This window comes from Streptomyces sp. NPDC059452, assembly GCF_042750035.1.
GTDB lineage: Bacteria > Actinomycetota > Actinomycetes > Streptomycetales > Streptomycetaceae > Streptomyces.
The window spans coordinates 20,360-37,435 of sequence record NZ_JBHYVE010000005.1 but is presented as its reverse complement, the minus strand read 5'-3'; the positions used below and the strand labels follow the sequence as shown (position 1 = coordinate 37,435).

Here is a 17,076-nt window from a genome sequence, read left to right as displayed (position 1 = left end):
GCCGCAGGAGGCGCGGGCGGTGGCAGCCGGGCGGCGGCGTGTCCGGCGTGGGGCGGTGCCGTACGGCGTCCCGGGCCCGCTCGTTACGGTGGCCGTCATGAACACCCCGTCGTCCCCGAACCCCCCGGCGTCCTCCCCGCCCCCGGCCGACCCGCCCGTCCGGCTGCTCATCGTCGACGACGACCCGCTCGTGCGGGCCGGGCTCACCCTGATGCTCGGCGGGGCCGACGGCATCGACATCGTGGGGGAGGGCGCGGACGGCGGCGAGGTCGCCGCCCTGGTCGAACGGCTGCGCCCCGATGTCGTCCTGATGGACATCCGCATGCCCGGCATGGACGGGCTCACCGCGACCGAGGAGCTGCGCCGCCGCCCCGACGCGCCCGAAGTCGTCGTCCTCACCACCTTCCACGCCGACGAACAGGTCCTGCGCGCCATCCGCGCCGGAGCGGCGGGATTCGTCCTGAAAGACACCCCGCCCGCCCTGATCGTGGACTCGGTCCTCCGGGTCGCGGCCGGGGACCCGGTGCTCTCGCCCGCCGTCACCCGGCAGCTCATGGCCCGGGCCGCGGGCGGGGCGCAGGACGAGCGCACCAACCGGACCGCGCGGGCCCGCAAGCGGTTCGCGGAGCTGGCGGAGCGCGAGCAGGAGGTGGCGGTCGCCGTCGGGCGCGGGCATTCCAACGCCGAGATCGCGGGCGCGCTGTACCTCAGCGTCGCCACCGTCAAGACCCAGGTCTCGCGGATTCTCGCCAAACTCGGCCTGAACAACCGGGTCCAGATCGCCTTGTTGGTCCACGATGCCGGACTGCTCGACCCGGACGGTGAGGAGGGCGGCGGCCCACGCTGAGCGGTCCGGAGCGGTCCGGACCGATCCGGACCGACTTACGCCGAGCGGATCCGACCGGCCCTACGCTGAGTGGTCCGGACCGGAAGAGGGGGCTGACCACGATGGCTGTGCTCGATCTGCGGGATCTGCCGGATTTCACGGCGAACCCCTACCCGTACTACGCCAAGCTGCGCGCCGAGGGGCCGGTGCACGCGGTGCGCACCGAGCACATGGAGCGCCTGTGGCTGGTCGTCGGCTACGAGGAGGCCCGCTCGGTCCTCGCCGACCAGCGGTTCGGCAAGGACTGGCGGACCACCGGGCGCTGGGCCTCCGAGGCCACCCCGATCAGCGCCAACATGCTGCAGCTCGACGCCCCGCACCACACCCGGCTGCGCAGGCTCGTCGCCCGGGAGTTCACCGCCCGCCGCATCGAGGCGCTGCGCCCCCGGGTCACCGAGATCACCACGGAGCTGCTCGACGCGATGGTCCCGGCCGGCTCCGCCGACCTCGTGGACGCGCTCGCCTTCCCACTGCCGATGACCGTCATCTGCGAGCTGCTGGGCGTACCCGACATCGACCGGGACACCTTCCGTACGCTGTCGAACGGCGTCGTCACCCCGACCCCGGCCCAGCGGGAGGCCGACGCGGTCGGCGCGATGGGCGCCTACCTCGTCCAACTCATCGAGGACAAACGGAGTTCGCCGGGCGACGATCTGCTGAGCGCGCTGATCAGGAGCCGCGACGAGGGCGGCGACGGGCTCTCCGCCGACGAACTGGTCGGCATGGCCTTCGTGTTGCTCGTCGCCGGACACGAGACCACCGTCAACCTGATCTCCAACGGGGTCCGGGCCCTGCTGGACCACCCGGACCAACTCGCCCTGCTGCGCGCCGATCCCGGGCTGCTGGACGGGGCGGTGGAGGAGATGCTGCGGTACGACGGCCCGGTGGAGACCGCCACCTTCCGTTTCACCCGTGAGGAGGTGACGGTCGGCTCGACCGTGATCCCGCACGACGAGCCGGTGCTCGTCGCCCTCGCCTCGGGCGGCCGGGACCCGGAGCGGTTCGAGGACCCGGACACCTTCGATATCCGCCGCGCCCCCCAGGGGCACCTGGCCTTCGGTCACGGGGTGCACTTCTGTCTGGGCGCCCCGCTGGCCCGCATGGAGGCGCGCATCGCGATCGGGGCCCTGCTGGAGCGCTGCCCGGAGCTCTCCCGCGACCCGGCGGGCGGCGAACCGGAGTGGCTGCCCGGCCTGCTGATGCGCGGGGTGCGGCGGCTGCCGGTGCGCTGGTAGGGCTGCCCGTCTCCACCGCTCGTACGGAATCGTCCTCACTGCTCGTACGGAATCCGCATCCGCATGGCTCGTAGGGAATCCGCATCCGCAACTCGTACGGAACGTGTTTCCGCAACTCGTATGGAAGGGGCACCCGTTGACCGCCGAAGCAACCACAGAGGCCGAGGGCCTGGTCGATCTCGCCGCGCTCGGTGACGACTTCACCCGTGACCCGTATCCCGTCTACGCCGCCTTACGGGCCAGGGGCCCGGTCCACCGGGTCCGCATCCCCGAGGGCACCCACGCCTGGCTCGTCGTCGGGTACGAGGCCGGGCGGGAGCTCCTCGCCGACCAGCGGCTCTCCAAACAGTGGGCCAAGGCCTCGCCCGCCCTCGGCGTCACTAAGGTCTCCGCGGGCACCTCCATGCTCAGCAGCGACGCCCCCGACCACACCCGGCTGCGCAAACTCGTCGCCCGCGAGTTCACCCCGCGCCGGATGGAGCAACTCGCCCCGCGCATCCAGGAGATGACCGACGAGCTGCTGGACCGGATGCTCGCGGCGCCCGGCCGGCGGGCGGATCTCGTCGAGGCGCTCTCCTACCCGCTGCCGATGAACGTCATCTGCGAGCTGCTCGGTGTGCCGTTCCTGGACCGGACGGCCTTCCGCGAGTGGTCCAACCAGGCCGTCTCCGCGGTCGACGTCTCGAAGCGCGACTCCTCCACCAGGGCGATGGCCGCCTATCTGGCCCGGCTGCTCCAGGACAAGCGGGCGCAGCCCGGTGACGACCTGATGAGCGCGCTGATCCACACCGCCGACGAGGACGGCGACCGGCTCTCCGCCGACGAACTGATGGGCATGGCCTGGCTGTTGCTCGTCGCCGGTCATGAGACCACCGTCAACCTCATCACCAACGGTGTGCACAACCTGCTCGCCCACCCCGACCAACTCGCGGCCCTGCGAGCCGACTTCGGGCTGATCGATGGGGCGGTGGAGGAAATCCTGCGCTTCGAGGGACCCGTCGAGACACCCACGTACCGCTTCACGACCGAACCGGTCGACATCGGCGGGACGGTGATCCCCGGCGGCGGCGAACTGGTCCTCGTCGCGATGTCGGACGCCAACCGGGACCCCGTCCGCTACCCCGACGCGGCCCGTTTCGACATCACCCGCGACGCCCGGGGGCATATCGCCTTCGGGCACGGCATCCACTACTGTCTGGGCGCCCCGCTGGCCCGGATCGAGGCCCGGGTCGCCATCCGGTCGCTGCTGGAGCGCTGCCCGGAGCTGCGGCTGACCGAGGACCCGGCCACGCTGGAGTGGCGTACCGGCATGCTGATGCGGGGGCCGCTGAGCCTGCCGGTGGGGTGGTAGGGGCCGTACGGGGGTGGGCCCGGCCCCGGAGTGGTGGACGTCGTACGGGGGTGGGGCCCGGCCCCGGAGTGGTGGACGCTGTACGGGAGTCGAACCCGGCCCCGGCGTGGTAGGTGTCCCGTCTCAGCCTCGGGCGCCCGGGCCCCGGCCTCAGCCACCCGTCGGGACCCCGTCTCACTCGCCCGGGATCTCCGTCATCGTCACCGGGCGGCGTTCGCGGCGGGAGATCTCGCAGGCCTCGGCGATCCGCAGCGCGTGCAGGGCCTCGCGGCCGTCGCAGGGGTTGGCCAGCTCGCCCCGGGCGACCCGGAGGAAGGCGTCCAGCTCCGCTTCGTACGCCGGGGCGAACCGTTCCAGGAATCCGGGCCAGGGCTTCGGCGGGGCGCCCGGGCCCTCCGGTTCGACCGAGGTCAGCGGCGTACGGTCGTCCAGGCCGACGGCGATCTGGTCCAGCTCACCGGCCAGCTCCATGCGGACGTCGTACCCGGCGCCGTTGCAGCGGGTCGCGGTGGCGGTGGCGAGCGTTCCGTCGTCCAGGGTGAGCAGGACGGCAGCCGTGTCCACGTCACCCGCCTCCCGGAACATCGCGGGCCCGGCGTCCGACCCGGTGGCGTACACCTCGCTCACCTCGCGGCCCGTCACCCACCGCAGGATGTCGAAGTCGTGGACCAGGCAGTCCCGGTAGAGCCCGCCGGAGAGCGGGAGGTAGTCGGCGGGCGGGGGAGCGGGGTCGGAGGTGGTGGCCCGGATGGTGTGCAGCCGCCCGAGTCGTCCCTCCCGTACGGCGGTCTTCGCCTCCGTGTACCCGGCGTCGAAGCGGCGCATGAACCCCAGCTGGAGGATGCTGCCCGCCGCCTCGACCTCCGCGAGGGCGCCCAGCGTGCCGGGCAGGTCCAGGGCGATCGGCTTCTCGCAGAACGCGGGCAGTCCGGCCCGGGCGGCGCGGGCGATCAGTGGCGCGTGGGCCGCCGTTGCCGAACAGATCACCAGCGCGTCGAGCGGGCCCCCCGCCTCGCCCCCGCCGGTGAACAGCTCGTCCACCGCGACCGCCGTCGCCCCCGTCCGCGCGGCGGTCACCGCGGCCCGCTCCGGGTCGGCGTCCGCCAGCAGCAGCGTGTCCACGGCGGGGTGGCGGCTCAGCACCTCCGCGTGGAACGTGCCGATCCGTCCCGTTCCGATCAGTCCGATGCGCATGGGCCCCAAGGTGGCGTTCGCCCGGTCATCATGTCAAGCGTTTGTCCTGACAAAGGGCAGTCGCGTCGACCGGCGGTTCCGCTCCCGCACGCCATGGCTTTGTCCGGACAAGCGAACTACGCTCGCCCCGTGACCGCACAAGGAGCCGAGCAGCCGCTGCCGCTGAGCGTGGACCGCACCAGCCCGGTGCCGCTCTACTTCCAGCTTGCGCAGCAGTTGGAGGCCGCCGTCGAACAGGGCCTCCTGCCGCCCGGCACCCTGCTCGGCAACGAGATCGAGCTCGCCGCGCGCCTCGGCCTCTCCCGCCCCACCGTCCGTCAGGCGATCCAGTCGCTCGTCGACAAGGGGCTGATGGTGCGCCGCCGGGGCGTCGGCACCCAGGTGGTGCACAGCCAGGTCCGCCGCCCGCTGGAGCTCAGCTCGCTCTACGACGACCTGGAGGCGGCCGGGCAGCGCCCCGCCACCAAGGTGCTGCGCACCGCCAAGGAACCGGCCACCGCCGAGATCGCCGCCGCGCTCGGGCTCCCCGAGGGCACCGAGGTCCACCTCGTCGAGCGGCTGCGCTACGCCCACGACGAGCCGATGGCCCTCCTGCGCAACCATCTGCCCCCGGACCTGCTCGACCTCCCGGACCGGGAGCTGGAGTCCACCGGGCTCTACCGGATGATGCGGGCCTCGGGGATCACGCTGCACAGCGCCCGTCAGTCGGTCGGCGCGCGGGCAGCCACGGTGGGGGAGGCGCGGGCCCTGGGGGAGGAGGCGGGGGCGCCGCTGCTGACGATGGAGCGTACGACGTACGACGACACGGGGCGTGCGGTGGAGTTCGGCTCCCACGTCTATCGGGCCTCGCGCTACACCTTCGACTTCCAGCTCCTGGCCCGCGCCTGAGCCGCCTGATCCAGCCCGTCCGGGGCCTACCTCGTCTCGCCCGTGCGGGGGCGCTCACTCCAGCCCGTCCGGCGTTTGAGGACGGAACCCTTGCGTGGGTGGGCTCGCAGGCAGAGGATCCTGGGGCACGGGTCCCCCGAGGACGACCGCTCCCCACGTCGACGGTTCCGTCCTCAAACGCCGGACGGGCTGAGAGCAAGCCCGACGGCTCAGAGCAAGCCCGACGGGCTGGGGACGAGCCCCCCGGGCGCATCCGGCCGCCGCTCGGGGATACTGGGCAGTCGGCCCGGGGCCCTACACCCCCGGCCCGGTCAAGCGCACAGCGACCAGCAGGAGAAGGGCACGGCGTCGTGGCAAGGGTTCGGACAGGGGTACGCGCGATGGGCGCCGTGCTGGCAGTGGTGCTGGCAGCCGCAGGATGCAGCAGCACCGGCGGCAAGCGGGCGGAAGAGCGCGCGGCCGAGGCCGCCGAGGGGCGGGCCGCGGTGAACACGCCCCGCTGGACCTTCGCCATGGTCACCCACTCGGGCGACGGCGACACCTTCTGGGACATCGTCCAGAAGGGCGCCGAGCAGGCGGCCGTCAAGGACAACATCAACTTCCTCTACTCGCACAACGACGAGGCCAACCAGCAGGCCCAGCTCGTCCAGACCGCGATCGACAAGAAGGTCGACGGGCTGATCGTCTCGCTGGCCAAGCCCGCCGCCATGAAGGCCGTCGTCGCCAAGGCCGTCAAGGCGGGCATCCCGGTCGTCACCGTGAACTCCGGCTCCGCCGAGTCCAAGGAGTTCGGCGCCCTGACCCACATCGGCCAGGACGAGACGATCGCCGGTGAGGCCGTCGGCGACGAGCTGAACGAGCGGGACCGCAAGAAGGCGCTGTGCGTCCTGCACGAGCAGGGCAACGTGGGCCACGAGCAGCGCTGCGCCGGGGCGAAGAAGACCTTCGACGGCACGATGCAGAATCTGTACGTCGACGGCACCAACATGCCCGACGTCACCGCGTCCATCGAGGCCAAGCTCCAGTCCGACAAGAGCATCGACGCGGTCGTCACCCTCGGTGCCCCCTTCGCCGACGCCGCCGTCCAGGCCAAGCAGACGGCGGGCAGCAAGGCCGAGATCAACACCTTCGACCTGAACGCCAAGGTCGCCACCGGCCTCCAGACCGAGAAGCTCGGCTTCGCCGTCGACCAGCAGCCCTACCTCCAGGGGTACCAGGCCGTCGACCTGCTCTGGCTCTACCGCTCCAACCTCAACGTCCTCGGCGGCGGGCAGCCCGTCCTGACCGGCCCGCAGATCATCACCGCCGACGACGCGGACGCCCTGGCCGACTACACCAAGCGGGGCACCCGATGAGCGGCTCCACCGCCGCCCCGGAGCAGCTGGACGAACGCCTCGTCCACACCTCGCCGCTGCGCAAGCTGCTCGGCCGCCCCGAGCTCGGCTCGGTCGTCGGCGCGGTGGCGGTCTTCCTCTTCTTCGCGATCGTCGCGGACAGCTTCCTCCAGGCCTCCAGCTTCGGGACCGTGCTGTACGCGGCCTCGGTCCTCGGCATCATGGCCGCCCCGGTCGCGCTGCTGATGATCGGCGGCGAGTTCGACCTCTCCGCCGGTGTCCTGGTGACCAGCTCCGCGCTGATCTCGTCCATGTTCAGCTACCAGATGACGGCCAACGTCTGGGTCGGCGTCTTCGTGTCGCTGCTGGTCACGCTCGCCATCGGCGCGTTCAACGGGTTCATGCTGACCCGCACCAAACTGCCGAGCTTCATCATCACGCTCGGTACGTTCCTGATGCTGACCGGCCTGAACCTGGGCTTCACCAAGCTGATCAGCGGCACGGTCTCCACCAAGGCCATCGGTGACATGGAGGGCTTCGAGTCGGCCCGCGCCCTGTTCGCCTCGACGCTCACCCTCGGCGGCGTCGAGTTCAAGGTGACGATCCTGTGGTGGGTGGCGCTCGTCGCGCTCGCGACCTGGATCCTGCTCCGGACCCGCTTCGGCAACTGGATCTTCGCCGTCGGCGGCGAGGCCGACGCCGCCCGCGCGGTCGGCGTCCCCGTCATCCGTACCAAGATCGGGCTCTACCTGGGCGTCGCCTTCGCCGCCTGGGTCTCCGGACAGCACCTGCTCTTCAGTTACGACGTCGTCCAGTCCGGCGAGGGCGTCGGCAACGAGCTGACGTACATCATCGCGGCCGTCATCGGCGGCTGCCTGATCACCGGCGGCTACGGCTCCGCGATCGGCTCGGCGGTCGGTGCCTTCATCTTCGGCATGACCAGCAAGGGCATCGTCTACGCCGAGTGGAACCCGGACTGGTTCAAATTCTTCCTGGGGGCGATGCTGCTCCTGGCCACCCTGCTCAACGCATGGGTGCGCAAGCGCGCGGAGGCGACGACATGACGGCCACGTCCGAGAAGAGTGCGGGCCCGCTGGTCGAGCTGGACGACGTGTCGAAGTTCTACGGCAACATCAAGGCCCTGGAACATGTCTCGCTGGAGGTCCACGCGGGCGAGATCACCTGTGTCCTCGGTGACAACGGCGCGGGCAAGTCCACCCTCATCAAGATCATCGCGGGGCTGCACCGGCACGACGCCGGACGCTTCCTGATCGAGGGGGAGGAGACGACCCTCGCCAACCCGCGCGACGCCCTGGACCGGGGCATCGCCACCGTCTACCAGGACCTCGCCGTCGTCCCGCTGATGCCGGTGTGGCGGAACTTCTTCCTCGGCTCCGAGCCCACCACCGGCTTCGGCCCCTTCAAGCGCCTCGACGTCCGGAAGATGCGGGAGACGACCCGTACGGAACTGCTCCGCATGGGCATCGACCTGCGCGATGTCGACCAGCCCATCGGCACGCTCTCCGGCGGTGAGCGCCAGTGCGTGGCCATCGCCCGCGCCGTCTACTTCGGCGCCAAGGTCCTGGTGCTCGACGAGCCGACCGCCGCGCTCGGCGTCAAGCAGTCCGGCGTCGTCCTCAAGTACGTGGCGGCCGCCCGCGACGCCGGGCTCGGTGTCGTCCTCATCACGCACAACCCGCACCACGCCCATCTCGTCGGCGACCGGTTCGTCCTCCTCAAGCGCGGCGCGATGTCCGGCAGCCACACCAAGGACGACATCACGCTCGACGAACTGACCCGGCAGATGGCGGGCGGCAGCGAGCTGGAGGAGCTCAGCCACGAGCTGGAACGCACCCCGGCCCCCACCCTCCCGGGCACATCCGCGGCGACCGAAGAAGGATCCTGACCGGCGACCCGCCCCGGCGCGGCCGACCCCGGGCGACGGTCCCCGGGGTCCGGCAGTGGCAGAATCGAGCCCGGCGGGCGCCGTCCGCCGCCGGGCGCGAGAGCCGGCCGGCCCCCCAGACCCCGCAGGGACGATGAGCACGTACCGCGACTTCGCCGACCGCGGCTCCGCCCGCGCCACCGTCCTCAAGACCGTAGGCACCAAGGAACGCCGCTCGCACCTGACCGCCCCCCGCGTCCCCACCGTGGGGATCGACATCGGCGGTACGAAGGTGATGGCGGGCGTCGTCGACGCCGACGGCAACATCCTGGAGCAGCTGCGCACCGAGACGCCCGACAAGTCCAAGAGCCCCAAGGTCGTCGAGGACACCATCGTCGAGCTGGTGCTGGACCTCTCCGACCGGCACGACGTCCACGCGGTGGGCATCGGCGCGGCGGGCTGGGTGGACGCCGACCGCTCCAAGGTCCTGTTCGCCCCGCACCTCGCCTGGCGCGACGAACCCCTGCGCGACGCCATCGCCTCCCGCCTCGTCGTCCCCGTCATGGTCGACAACGACGCCAACACCGCCGCCTGGGCGGAGTGGCGCTTCGGTGCGGGCCGGGGCGAGGACCACCTCGTCATGATCACGCTCGGTACGGGGATCGGCGGCGCGATCCTGGAGGACGGCCAGGTCAAGCGCGGCAAGTACGGGGTGGCCGGTGAGTTCGGCCATATGCAGGTCGTGCCCTCGGGCCACCGCTGCCCCTGCGGCAACCGGGGGTGCTGGGAGCAGTACAGCTCCGGCAACGCCCTGGTCCGCGAGGCCCGGGAGCTGGCCGCCGCCGACTCCCCGGTCGCGCACTATCTGCTGGACCGGGTGAAGGGGAACGTCTCCGACATCACCGGGCCCCTCATCACCGAACTGGCCCGCGAGGGCGATGCCATGTGCATCGAGCTCCTCCAGGACATCGGCCAGTGGCTCGGCGTCGGCATCGCCAACCTGGCCGCCGCGCTCGACCCCTCCTGCTTCGTCATCGGCGGGGGCGTCAGCGCCGCCGACGACCTCCTGATCAACCCCGCCCGGGACGCTTTCAAACGCCACCTCACCGGCCGCGGCTACCGCCCCGAGGCCAGGATCGCCAAGGCGCAGCTCGGCCCCGAGGCCGGTATGGTCGGCGCCGCGGACCTGGCCCGGCTGGTCGCCCGCCGCTTCCGCCGGGCCAACCGGCGCCGCGTCGAGCGTTACGAGCGGTACGCCCAGATCTACGACCAGGCGGCGAGCACGATCCGCAACACCCGTTCGACCCGTACGGCCGACTGAACCGCGGCCGCCCGCCCGGCGTCCCAGCTTCCGTACCCGGAGCCGTTCCCGACTCCGTACGCTCGAAGCCTGCCCGGGCCCCGGGCCCGTATCCGACCGGCGTCCACGCCTCCGTACTCCGCTCCGCAGCACGAGGGACCACCTGATCATGATCGCAGCCGACCACTCCGTGGTGCCGCCCCAGTCCGATACGCCGGGCGACGGCGGGGGTAAGCCGCCCGAGGACCGCCGACGGGTCTTCAAGCGGCGGTTCATCACCGCCACGATCATCGTGCTGCTGATCGGCATCCCCGCCGGGTACCTGCTGATCTCTGCGGGCCAGAGCCGCCGCTCCGGCAAGGACAAGGAGGCCGAGGCGGCGGCGCTGGGGCTCCGTGAGGGCTGGCCCTCCCGTATGCAGCGCCGGATCTTCGAGATCCCGATCCCCGGCAACGCAGTCGGCGTCCAGTACTACGAGACGAACAACTGGAAGGCCAGCCGGATGTACGCGAAGTTCCGGACGACCTCCGCCGGTCTCGACCGCTTCCTGACCGGCGTCGGCACCGGCCGCGCGGCCCTGGAACCCGGCGTCGTCAACATCAACTCCCGGGACATCAACATCACCGGCTGGTACTTCGGCCCGAACGAGAACTGGGCGAGCGTCACCCACAGCAACAAGAAGCCGCGCCCCACCCAGACCATCACGGTCAACATGACCGACCCGGCCAGCCCGGTCATCTACGTCGTATCGGCAGCGACCCCCTGACCGGGGCGGGTCTCCCCGCTCCCGCCCCTGAACTGCCCTAGGGGCACTCTGGGATTTAAAAATGGAACACTGGCGTGCCAAAATGGCATGAGAATTTTCCTTATCGGGTGTGTGGCTGCTAGCTTTGGCACATGAGCAGCGCATCCATGGAGTCCGGAACGCGAAGTCGCACACGCCGCGCCATCCTCGGCGCGGCCGCCGAGGTGCTGGCCCGGGACCGGGCCGCCACGCTCGCCGACATCGCCGAGGCGGCCGAGGTGGGGCGGAGTACGCTGCACCGCTACTTCCCCGACCGGGACGTCCTGGTCAAGGCGGCCGTGGCCGACGCCTACCTGGTGATCCAGCAGTCGATCCAGGACGCGGCCGTGGACGAGGGGCCTCCCCTGGAGGCCCTGCGCCGACTGGTCGCGGCGATGGTGGACACGGGCGACCGGATGGTGTTCCTGTACGGCGACTCCAGGGTCCTTGAGGACTTCGGCGAGGGCGACGAGGAGGCGGGCGACGGGCCGGATTCCGTGTCCCGGATGATGACCGGCCTGATCGAGCGCGGTCAGGCGGACGGGGTGTTCGCCCCGGACCTGGCCGTGCAGTGGGTCCAGGACACCCTGTGGGCGCTGGTCTACGCCGGGTGCGATGCGGCCGGGCGCGGCGTCCTGCCGCGGCACGGAGTCGCCGTCGCGGTCATGCGCATGCTCGAGAACGGCATCCGAACGCAGAGCTGAGGGGACGTGGGGCGCAGTGACGATCCTGGTGACCGGTGCGACCGGGAGTGTGGGGCGGCATGTGGTCGGGGAACTGCTCAAGGCAGGTGAGGACGTACGGGCCCTGACCCGCAGGCCGGACCGTGCCGGGCTGCCCGCCGGGGCGCGGGTCCTCGCGGGCGACCTGGAGCGGCCGGGAACGGTCCGGGAGGCCCTGGCCGGGGTCGAGAAGCTGTTCCTCTTCCCGGTGCCGGAGACGGCCCAGGAGGTGGTCGACCTGGCCGTGGAGGCGGGGGTGCGCCGGATCGTCGTGCTCTCCTCCGCCGCCGTCACCGCAGGCTGGGACACCGACTTCCACCTGCCCGTCGAGCGGGCCGTGGAGGCGTCCGGCGTGGAGTGGACCCATGTCCGGCCCGGCGAGTTCGCCGTCAACTCCCTGCACATGTGGGGGCCTTCGGTCCGGGCCCGCCGTACGGTCGTCGATCCGTACCCCGACAGCGCCGGCACCCCGGTCCACGAGTGGGACATCGCCGACGTCGTGGCCGCCGCGCTCGTCGAGGACCGGCACGCGGGCGTCGCCTACACCCTCTCGGGGCCGCAGGAGGTGACCAACCGGGAGAAGGTGGCCGCGATCGCCGAGGCCATCGGTGAAGAGGTCCGCATCGAGACGGTGACCGCGGCCGAGGCCCGCGCCTTCTACCACGCACAGGGCGGCTGGGCCGCGGCCAATGCCGACTTCCTCTTCGGCTACGAGGACTACTCCGGCGCCGAGTCGGACCCTGGCGCCGAGTCGGACTCCGGTGCCGAGTCGGACCCCGGTGCCGAGTCGGACCCCGGCGGCTCCGGCGGCTCCGGTGGCTCCGGTGAGTCGGGGTACGAGGGTGGCGAGGCTCAGGAGGAGCAGGCGGAACCCGGGGCGACCCCGGGGGAGGTCACCGCCGACGCGGTGACCGGCCGGCCCGCACGCCCGTACGCCACGTGGGCGCGCGACCACGCCGCCGACTTCCGCTGACGGCTGCCTCGGCGTAGGAGTGCCGGAGGGCGCCCGATCCGCGTCCGGCCGGGGTACGGAGTCCGGAGCGCGGCCGTCCCGAGCGCTCGGGCCGATGACGGCCCCGCCCGCGCTCGGGACGGCCCTCCGGCGGCTCCCGGCGCGTGGGCGGCCTCCGCGGCGACCCCCTGCCCGGGGAGCGGGCGGGCCGCTCACTACCCTGGAGCGAGTGAGTGAGTTGAGCGAGACGACCCCGCAGCCCGCCCGGCCCCCGCGCACGGCCGATCCCGAGCCCCCGCAGGACGAGGTGATCCTGCCTCTGCCCCCGGCTCCCCGGCCTGTGCCCGGGCAGCCGTACGCGCAGGCCCCGGGGCCTGCGGCCGGTCACCCGCCGCAGTCGGTCACCCCGCCCCCACAGCCGGTCGCCCCGGGTCTGCAGCCGGTCGGTCCGGCTCCGCATCAAATACCCGCCGCGCCTGGGCAGCCCACGCTCGGGCCGCAGTACGCCGAGCCTGCGCCGGGACCGCATGCGCAGGCTGGGCCCGGCCCGCAGTTCCCTGACCCGCAGCCCGCATCGAGCCCGCACGCGCAGCTTGCACCCGGCCCGCAGTTCCCTGAGCCGCAGCCCACAGCGGCTCCGCACGCCCAGCCCGCGCCCGGCCCGCACTCCCCTGAGCCCCAGCCCGCACCCGGCCCCCAGTTCGCCGACGTACACGACGTACAGGCTCCGCAGGCGGCCCCCGCCCGGCCTCACGTGCCGACAGGCCCCGGCCCGCAGTACGCCCAGCCGCAGACTCCCCAGCAGCCCCAGCAGCCCCAAGGCATCGGCGGCGTGCAGCCCGGCGGTCCGGTGGTGCAGGGGTCGCAACCCGCTGCCGGGCCTGGGGTGGTGCAGGGGCCGCAGACCGGCGGGCTCCTTCAGTACCGCTTCGACGGTCCCGAGGACGCTCCCGTTCTGGTGATCGGGCCCTCCCTCGGGACGACCTGGCATATGTGGGATCGTCAGATACCCGAGCTGTCCCAGCACTGGCGGGTCTTCCGCTACGACCTGCCGGGCCACGGCGGTGCCCCCGCCCACGCGGCCCACTCCGTCGCCGAGCTGGCGGACCGGCTGCTCGTGACGCTGGACGGGCTCGGGGTGCAGCGGTTCGGCTACGCGGGCTGTTCGATCGGCGGGGCGGTCGGCGCCGACCTGGCCCTGCGCCATCCGCACCGGGTCGCCTCGCTGGCGCTCGTCGCCTCCTCGCCCCGGTTCGGCACCGCCGACGAGTTCCGGCAGCGCGGGGTGATCGTCCGCACCAACGGCCTGGAGCCGATGGCCCGTACCACGCCGGAGCGCTGGTTCACCCCCGGCTTCGCCGCCGCGCAGCCCGCCATCGTGGAGTGGGCCGTACAGATGGTCCGCACCACCGACCCCGGGTGCTACATCGCGGCCTGCGAGGCGCTGGCGGCCTTCGACATCCGCGACCACCTGGGCCGGATCGGCGTCCCGACGCTGGTCCTGGTCGGCGCGGAGGACCAGGTCACCGGTCCGGCCGAGGCGCGCACGCTGGTCGCCGGGATACCGGACGCCCGCCTCGCGCTCGTCCCCGGCGCCTCGCACCTGGCCCCGGTCGAGCAGCCCGCGGCCGTCTGCGATCTGCTGGTGACGCACTTCTCCGCCGCCTGGCAGGAGGCGCCCGCAGCCCTCCCCGTACCGCCGCTCGTCCCCGGACCGGCCACGCCCGCCACCCCGTTCTCGCCCGTCGCCGAGATCGCGGCGGCACCCGTCGCACCCGAGGCCGCCGGGACGGAGCGGGCCGACCGGTACGAGCAGGGCACGAAGGTGCGCCGCGAGGTGCTGGGGGACGCCCACGTCGACGCGGTGAACGCCTCGGCCGACGCGTTCACCGAGGACTTCCAGGAGCTGGTCACCCGGTACGCCTGGGGCGAGGTCTGGAGCCGGGACGGGCTCGACCGCCGGACCCGCAGCTGCATCACCCTCACCGCGCTCGTCGCCTCCGGCCACCTGGAGGGGCTGGCCGCGCACACCCGGGCCGCTCTGCGCAACGGTCTGACACCCGCCGAGATCAAGGAAGTTCTGCTCCAGAGCGCCGTCTACTGCGGCATCCCGGCCGCCGGGGCCGCCTTCACGATCGCGCAGTCCGTGATCCAGGAGGAAACCACCCCGCCCGCATAGCAGGATGGACCCATGAACGCATCTCCCGAGGGACTCACGCTCACCAAGAAGACCCACTCCTGCGTGCGGATCGAGAAGGAGGGGCGCGTCCTGGTCATCGACCCGGGCGGCTTCTCCGAGGACGACGCGGCTCTGGGCGCCGACGTACTCCTGGTCACGCACGAGCACCCGGACCACTTCAACGAGGCGCGGCTGCGGGCGGGTCTTGAGGCCAATCCGGCGGCGGAGGTCTGGACGCTGCGGAGCGTGGCGGACCAGCTCTCGGCCGCCTTCCCGGGGCGCGTGCACACCGTGGGCGACGGCGACGCGTTCTCGGCGGCCGGGTTCGACGTCACCGTGCACGGGGAGTTGCACGCGGTGATCCACCCGGACATCCCGAGGATCACCAACGTCGGCTTCCTGGTGGACGGTTCGGTCTTCCACCCCGGCGACGCGCTCACCGTCCCCGAGCGCCCTGTGGACACCCTGCTGCTGCCGGTGATGGCCCCCTGGAACAAGATCTCCGAGGTCATCGACTACGTACGCGAGGTGAAGCCGCGGCGCGCCATCGATGTCCACGACGCCCTGCTGACCGATCTCGCGCGGCCGATCTACGACAACCAGATCGGCGCCCTCGGCGGCGCGGACCACGGCCGGCTGGCCCCGGGAGGCGTCACGGAACTGTGAGCCCGGCGGCCGCTGTCAGTGGGAGCCGCTAGGTTTACTGCCATGCGCATCGCCACCTGGAACGTCAATTCGATCACCGCCCGGCTGCCGAGGCTGCTGGCCTGGCTGGAGAGCAGCGGCACCGATGTGCTGTGCATCCAGGAGACCAAGTGCACGGCCGAGCAGTTCCCCGCCGAAGCCCTGCGCGAGGCGGGGTACGAGTCCGCCGTCAATGCCACGGGCCGGTGGAACGGGGTCGCGCTGCTCTCCCGGGTCGGCCTCGCCGATGTCGTCACCGGGCTGCCCGGCGGCCCGGAGTACGACGGGGTGGAGGAGCCCCGCGCGATCTCCGCGACCTGCGGTCCCGTCCGCCTCTGGTCGGTCTACGTCCCCAACGGCCGGGAGGTCGAGCACCCGCACTACGCGTACAAGCTGGTCTGGCTGGAGGCCCTGCGGAAGGCCGTGGCGGCGGACGCGGCGGGGGCGTCGCCGTTCGCGGTCCTGGGCGACTTCAACGTGGCCCCGACCGACGAGGACGTCTGGGACCCGGCGCTCTTCGAGGGCGCCACGCACGTCACGCCCGCCGAGCGCGCCGCCCTCTCGGCCCTGGAGGGGGAGGGGCTGGGCGAGGTGGTGCCCCGTCCGCTCAAGTACGACCGCGCGTACACCTTCTGGGACTACCGGGAGCTGCGCTTCCCCAAGAACAAGGGCATGCGGATCGACCTGACCTTCGGCAACGCCCCGTTCACCGCCGCCGTCAAGGACAGTTACGTCGACCGCGAGGAGCGCAAGGGCAAGGGCGCCTCCGACCACGCCCCGGTGGTGGTGGACCTCGACCTCTGAGGGCGAGCCGCCGAGCCCGGGCCGCTGTCGGGCGGACAGGGGAAGTCCCGGGCCGCTGCGGGCGGCCCGGGGAAGGGCGGCGGCGGGCTCAGTGCACCGAGAACCCGCCGTCCACGAAGACCGACTGCCCGGTGACGTACGCGGAGGACCGCCCCGCGAGGAACACCGCCGCCCCCGCGAAGTCCTCCACGAGCCCGTTGCGGCCGACCAGGGTGCGGGCGGCGAGCGCGGCGACCTTCTCCGGGTCGGCGGAGAGCTGTGTGTTGAGCGGCGTCGGAACGAACCCCGGGACCAGGGTGTTCACGGTGACGCCGTACGGTGACCACGCCTCGGCCTGGGAGCGGGCCAGCGACTCCAGGCCGCCCTTGGACACCCCGTACGCACCGCTGTTCACAAAGGCCCGATGCGCCTGCTGCGAGGTGATGTGGATGATCCGCCCGTACCCCCGCTCGGCCATCCCGGGGCCGAACCGCTGCCCCAGCAGGAACGGCGCCTTGAGGTTCACCGCCATCGTGGTGTCCCAGACGTCCTCGCCGAGCTCACCGAACGGCGGACGCAGGTTGATCCCGGCGCAGTTGACGAGGATGTCCGGTTCCCCGAAGGCCTCGACGGCCCCCTCGGCCGCCGTACGCACACCCTCGGCGGTCCCCAGATCGGCGCTCACCCAGGCCGCCCGGCACCCCTCGGCCTCCAGCTCGCCGACGGTCGCCTTCAGCCCGGCCTCCCGCCGGGCCACCACGACCACACTCGCCCCGGCCCGGGCGAGGGCGTCGGTGATGCCCCGCCCGATCCCTGAGCTGCCCCCGGTCACCACGGCGACCCGGCCGGTCAGCGAGAACAGCTCCGACACATACGTCTGCGCACTCATGTTCGCATCC

Annotated in this window: 16 protein-coding genes; 14 read left to right on the top strand and 2 right to left on the bottom strand. The window is 72.4% G+C overall.

Annotated elements, in window-relative coordinates; all coding sequences use genetic code 11:
• Positions 1-97 precede the first annotated feature (97 nt).
• The 3 genes from ACFW9Z_RS09575 to ACFW9Z_RS09565 all read left to right on the top strand — a co-directional run bounded on the left by ACFW9Z_RS09575 (position 98) and on the right by ACFW9Z_RS09565 (position 3,472).
• Positions 98-847: a response regulator gene (locus ACFW9Z_RS09575; RefSeq protein ID WP_384636945.1), complete on the top strand. Its 750-nt coding sequence runs from the start codon at positions 98-100 to the stop codon at positions 845-847.
• Positions 848-948: 101 nt separating this feature from the next.
• Positions 949-2,121, top strand: a complete 1,173-nt coding sequence (locus tag ACFW9Z_RS09570; protein ID WP_384636942.1) for a cytochrome P450 — start codon at positions 949-951, stop codon at positions 2,119-2,121.
• Between the two features lie 136 nt (positions 2,122-2,257).
• Positions 2,258-3,472 carry a cytochrome P450 gene (locus ACFW9Z_RS09565; protein WP_384636940.1) on the top strand — a complete coding sequence of 405 codons (1,215 nt, stop codon included), beginning with the start codon at positions 2,258-2,260 and terminating at the stop codon, positions 3,470-3,472.
• Positions 3,473-3,646: 174 nt separating this feature from the next.
• On the opposite strand, the gene ACFW9Z_RS09560 is transcribed toward ACFW9Z_RS09565, so the two are convergent.
• Positions 3,647-4,666, bottom strand: coding sequence for a Gfo/Idh/MocA family oxidoreductase (locus tag ACFW9Z_RS09560; protein WP_384636937.1), 1,020 nt, complete (start codon positions 4,664-4,666; stop codon positions 3,647-3,649).
• A gap of 129 nt (positions 4,667-4,795) precedes the next feature.
• On the opposite strand from ACFW9Z_RS09560, the gene ACFW9Z_RS09555 reads away from it, so the two are divergent.
• From ACFW9Z_RS09555 to ACFW9Z_RS09505, 11 genes are all read left to right on the top strand, one after another.
• Positions 4,796-5,554: a GntR family transcriptional regulator gene (locus ACFW9Z_RS09555; RefSeq protein WP_384636934.1), complete on the top strand. Its 759-nt coding sequence runs from the start codon at positions 4,796-4,798 to the stop codon at positions 5,552-5,554.
• Between the two features lie 380 nt (positions 5,555-5,934).
• A complete protein-coding gene (locus ACFW9Z_RS09550; RefSeq protein ID WP_384636931.1) occupies positions 5,935-6,909 on the top strand; it encodes a sugar ABC transporter substrate-binding protein in 975 nt (324 codons plus the stop codon).
• The gene (locus tag ACFW9Z_RS09545) at positions 6,906-7,952 is read left to right on the top strand and encodes an ABC transporter permease (RefSeq protein ID WP_384636928.1); all 1,047 of its coding nucleotides are present in this window, start codon (positions 6,906-6,908) and stop codon (positions 7,950-7,952) included. Before ACFW9Z_RS09550 ends, ACFW9Z_RS09545 begins: the two co-directional genes overlap by 4 nt.
• The gene (locus ACFW9Z_RS09540) at positions 7,949-8,794 is read left to right on the top strand and encodes an ATP-binding cassette domain-containing protein (RefSeq protein ID WP_384636925.1); all 846 of its coding nucleotides are present in this window, start codon (positions 7,949-7,951) and stop codon (positions 8,792-8,794) included. Before ACFW9Z_RS09545 ends, ACFW9Z_RS09540 begins: the two co-directional genes overlap by 4 nt.
• A 133-nt stretch (positions 8,795-8,927) precedes the next feature.
• Positions 8,928-10,094, top strand: coding sequence for an ROK family glucokinase (locus ACFW9Z_RS09535; RefSeq protein ID WP_384636921.1), 1,167 nt, complete (start codon positions 8,928-8,930; stop codon positions 10,092-10,094).
• A 148-nt stretch (positions 10,095-10,242) separates the two neighbouring features.
• On the top strand, positions 10,243-10,839 hold the full coding sequence (locus tag ACFW9Z_RS09530) for a hypothetical protein (RefSeq protein ID WP_384636918.1): 597 nt from the start codon (positions 10,243-10,245) through the stop codon (positions 10,837-10,839).
• Between the two features lie 131 nt (positions 10,840-10,970).
• Complete coding sequence (locus ACFW9Z_RS09525; RefSeq protein WP_384636915.1) at positions 10,971-11,561, top strand: TetR/AcrR family transcriptional regulator; 591 nt, start codon at positions 10,971-10,973, stop codon at positions 11,559-11,561.
• Positions 11,562-11,577: 16 nt separating this feature from the next.
• Entirely contained in the window at positions 11,578-12,552 is a 975-nt protein-coding gene (locus ACFW9Z_RS09520; protein ID WP_384636912.1) for an SDR family oxidoreductase, read from the top strand.
• 868 nt (positions 12,553-13,420) lie between these two features.
• Positions 13,421-14,710, top strand: a complete 1,290-nt coding sequence (locus ACFW9Z_RS09515; protein ID WP_384637530.1) for an alpha/beta fold hydrolase — start codon at positions 13,421-13,423, stop codon at positions 14,708-14,710.
• A 12-nt stretch (positions 14,711-14,722) separates the two neighbouring features.
• Positions 14,723-15,376 (top strand): MBL fold metallo-hydrolase, encoded by a 654-nt coding sequence (locus tag ACFW9Z_RS09510; RefSeq protein WP_384636909.1) that lies wholly within the window; start codon positions 14,723-14,725, stop codon positions 15,374-15,376.
• Between the two features lie 42 nt (positions 15,377-15,418).
• Entirely contained in the window at positions 15,419-16,198 is a 780-nt protein-coding gene (locus tag ACFW9Z_RS09505; RefSeq protein WP_384636906.1) for an exodeoxyribonuclease III, read from the top strand.
• Positions 16,199-16,286: 88 nt separating this feature from the next.
• On the opposite strand, the gene ACFW9Z_RS09500 is transcribed toward ACFW9Z_RS09505, so the two are convergent.
• Positions 16,287-17,066: an SDR family NAD(P)-dependent oxidoreductase gene (locus ACFW9Z_RS09500; RefSeq protein WP_384636903.1), complete on the bottom strand. Its 780-nt coding sequence runs from the start codon at positions 17,064-17,066 to the stop codon at positions 16,287-16,289.
• Positions 17,067-17,076 lie beyond the last annotated feature (10 nt).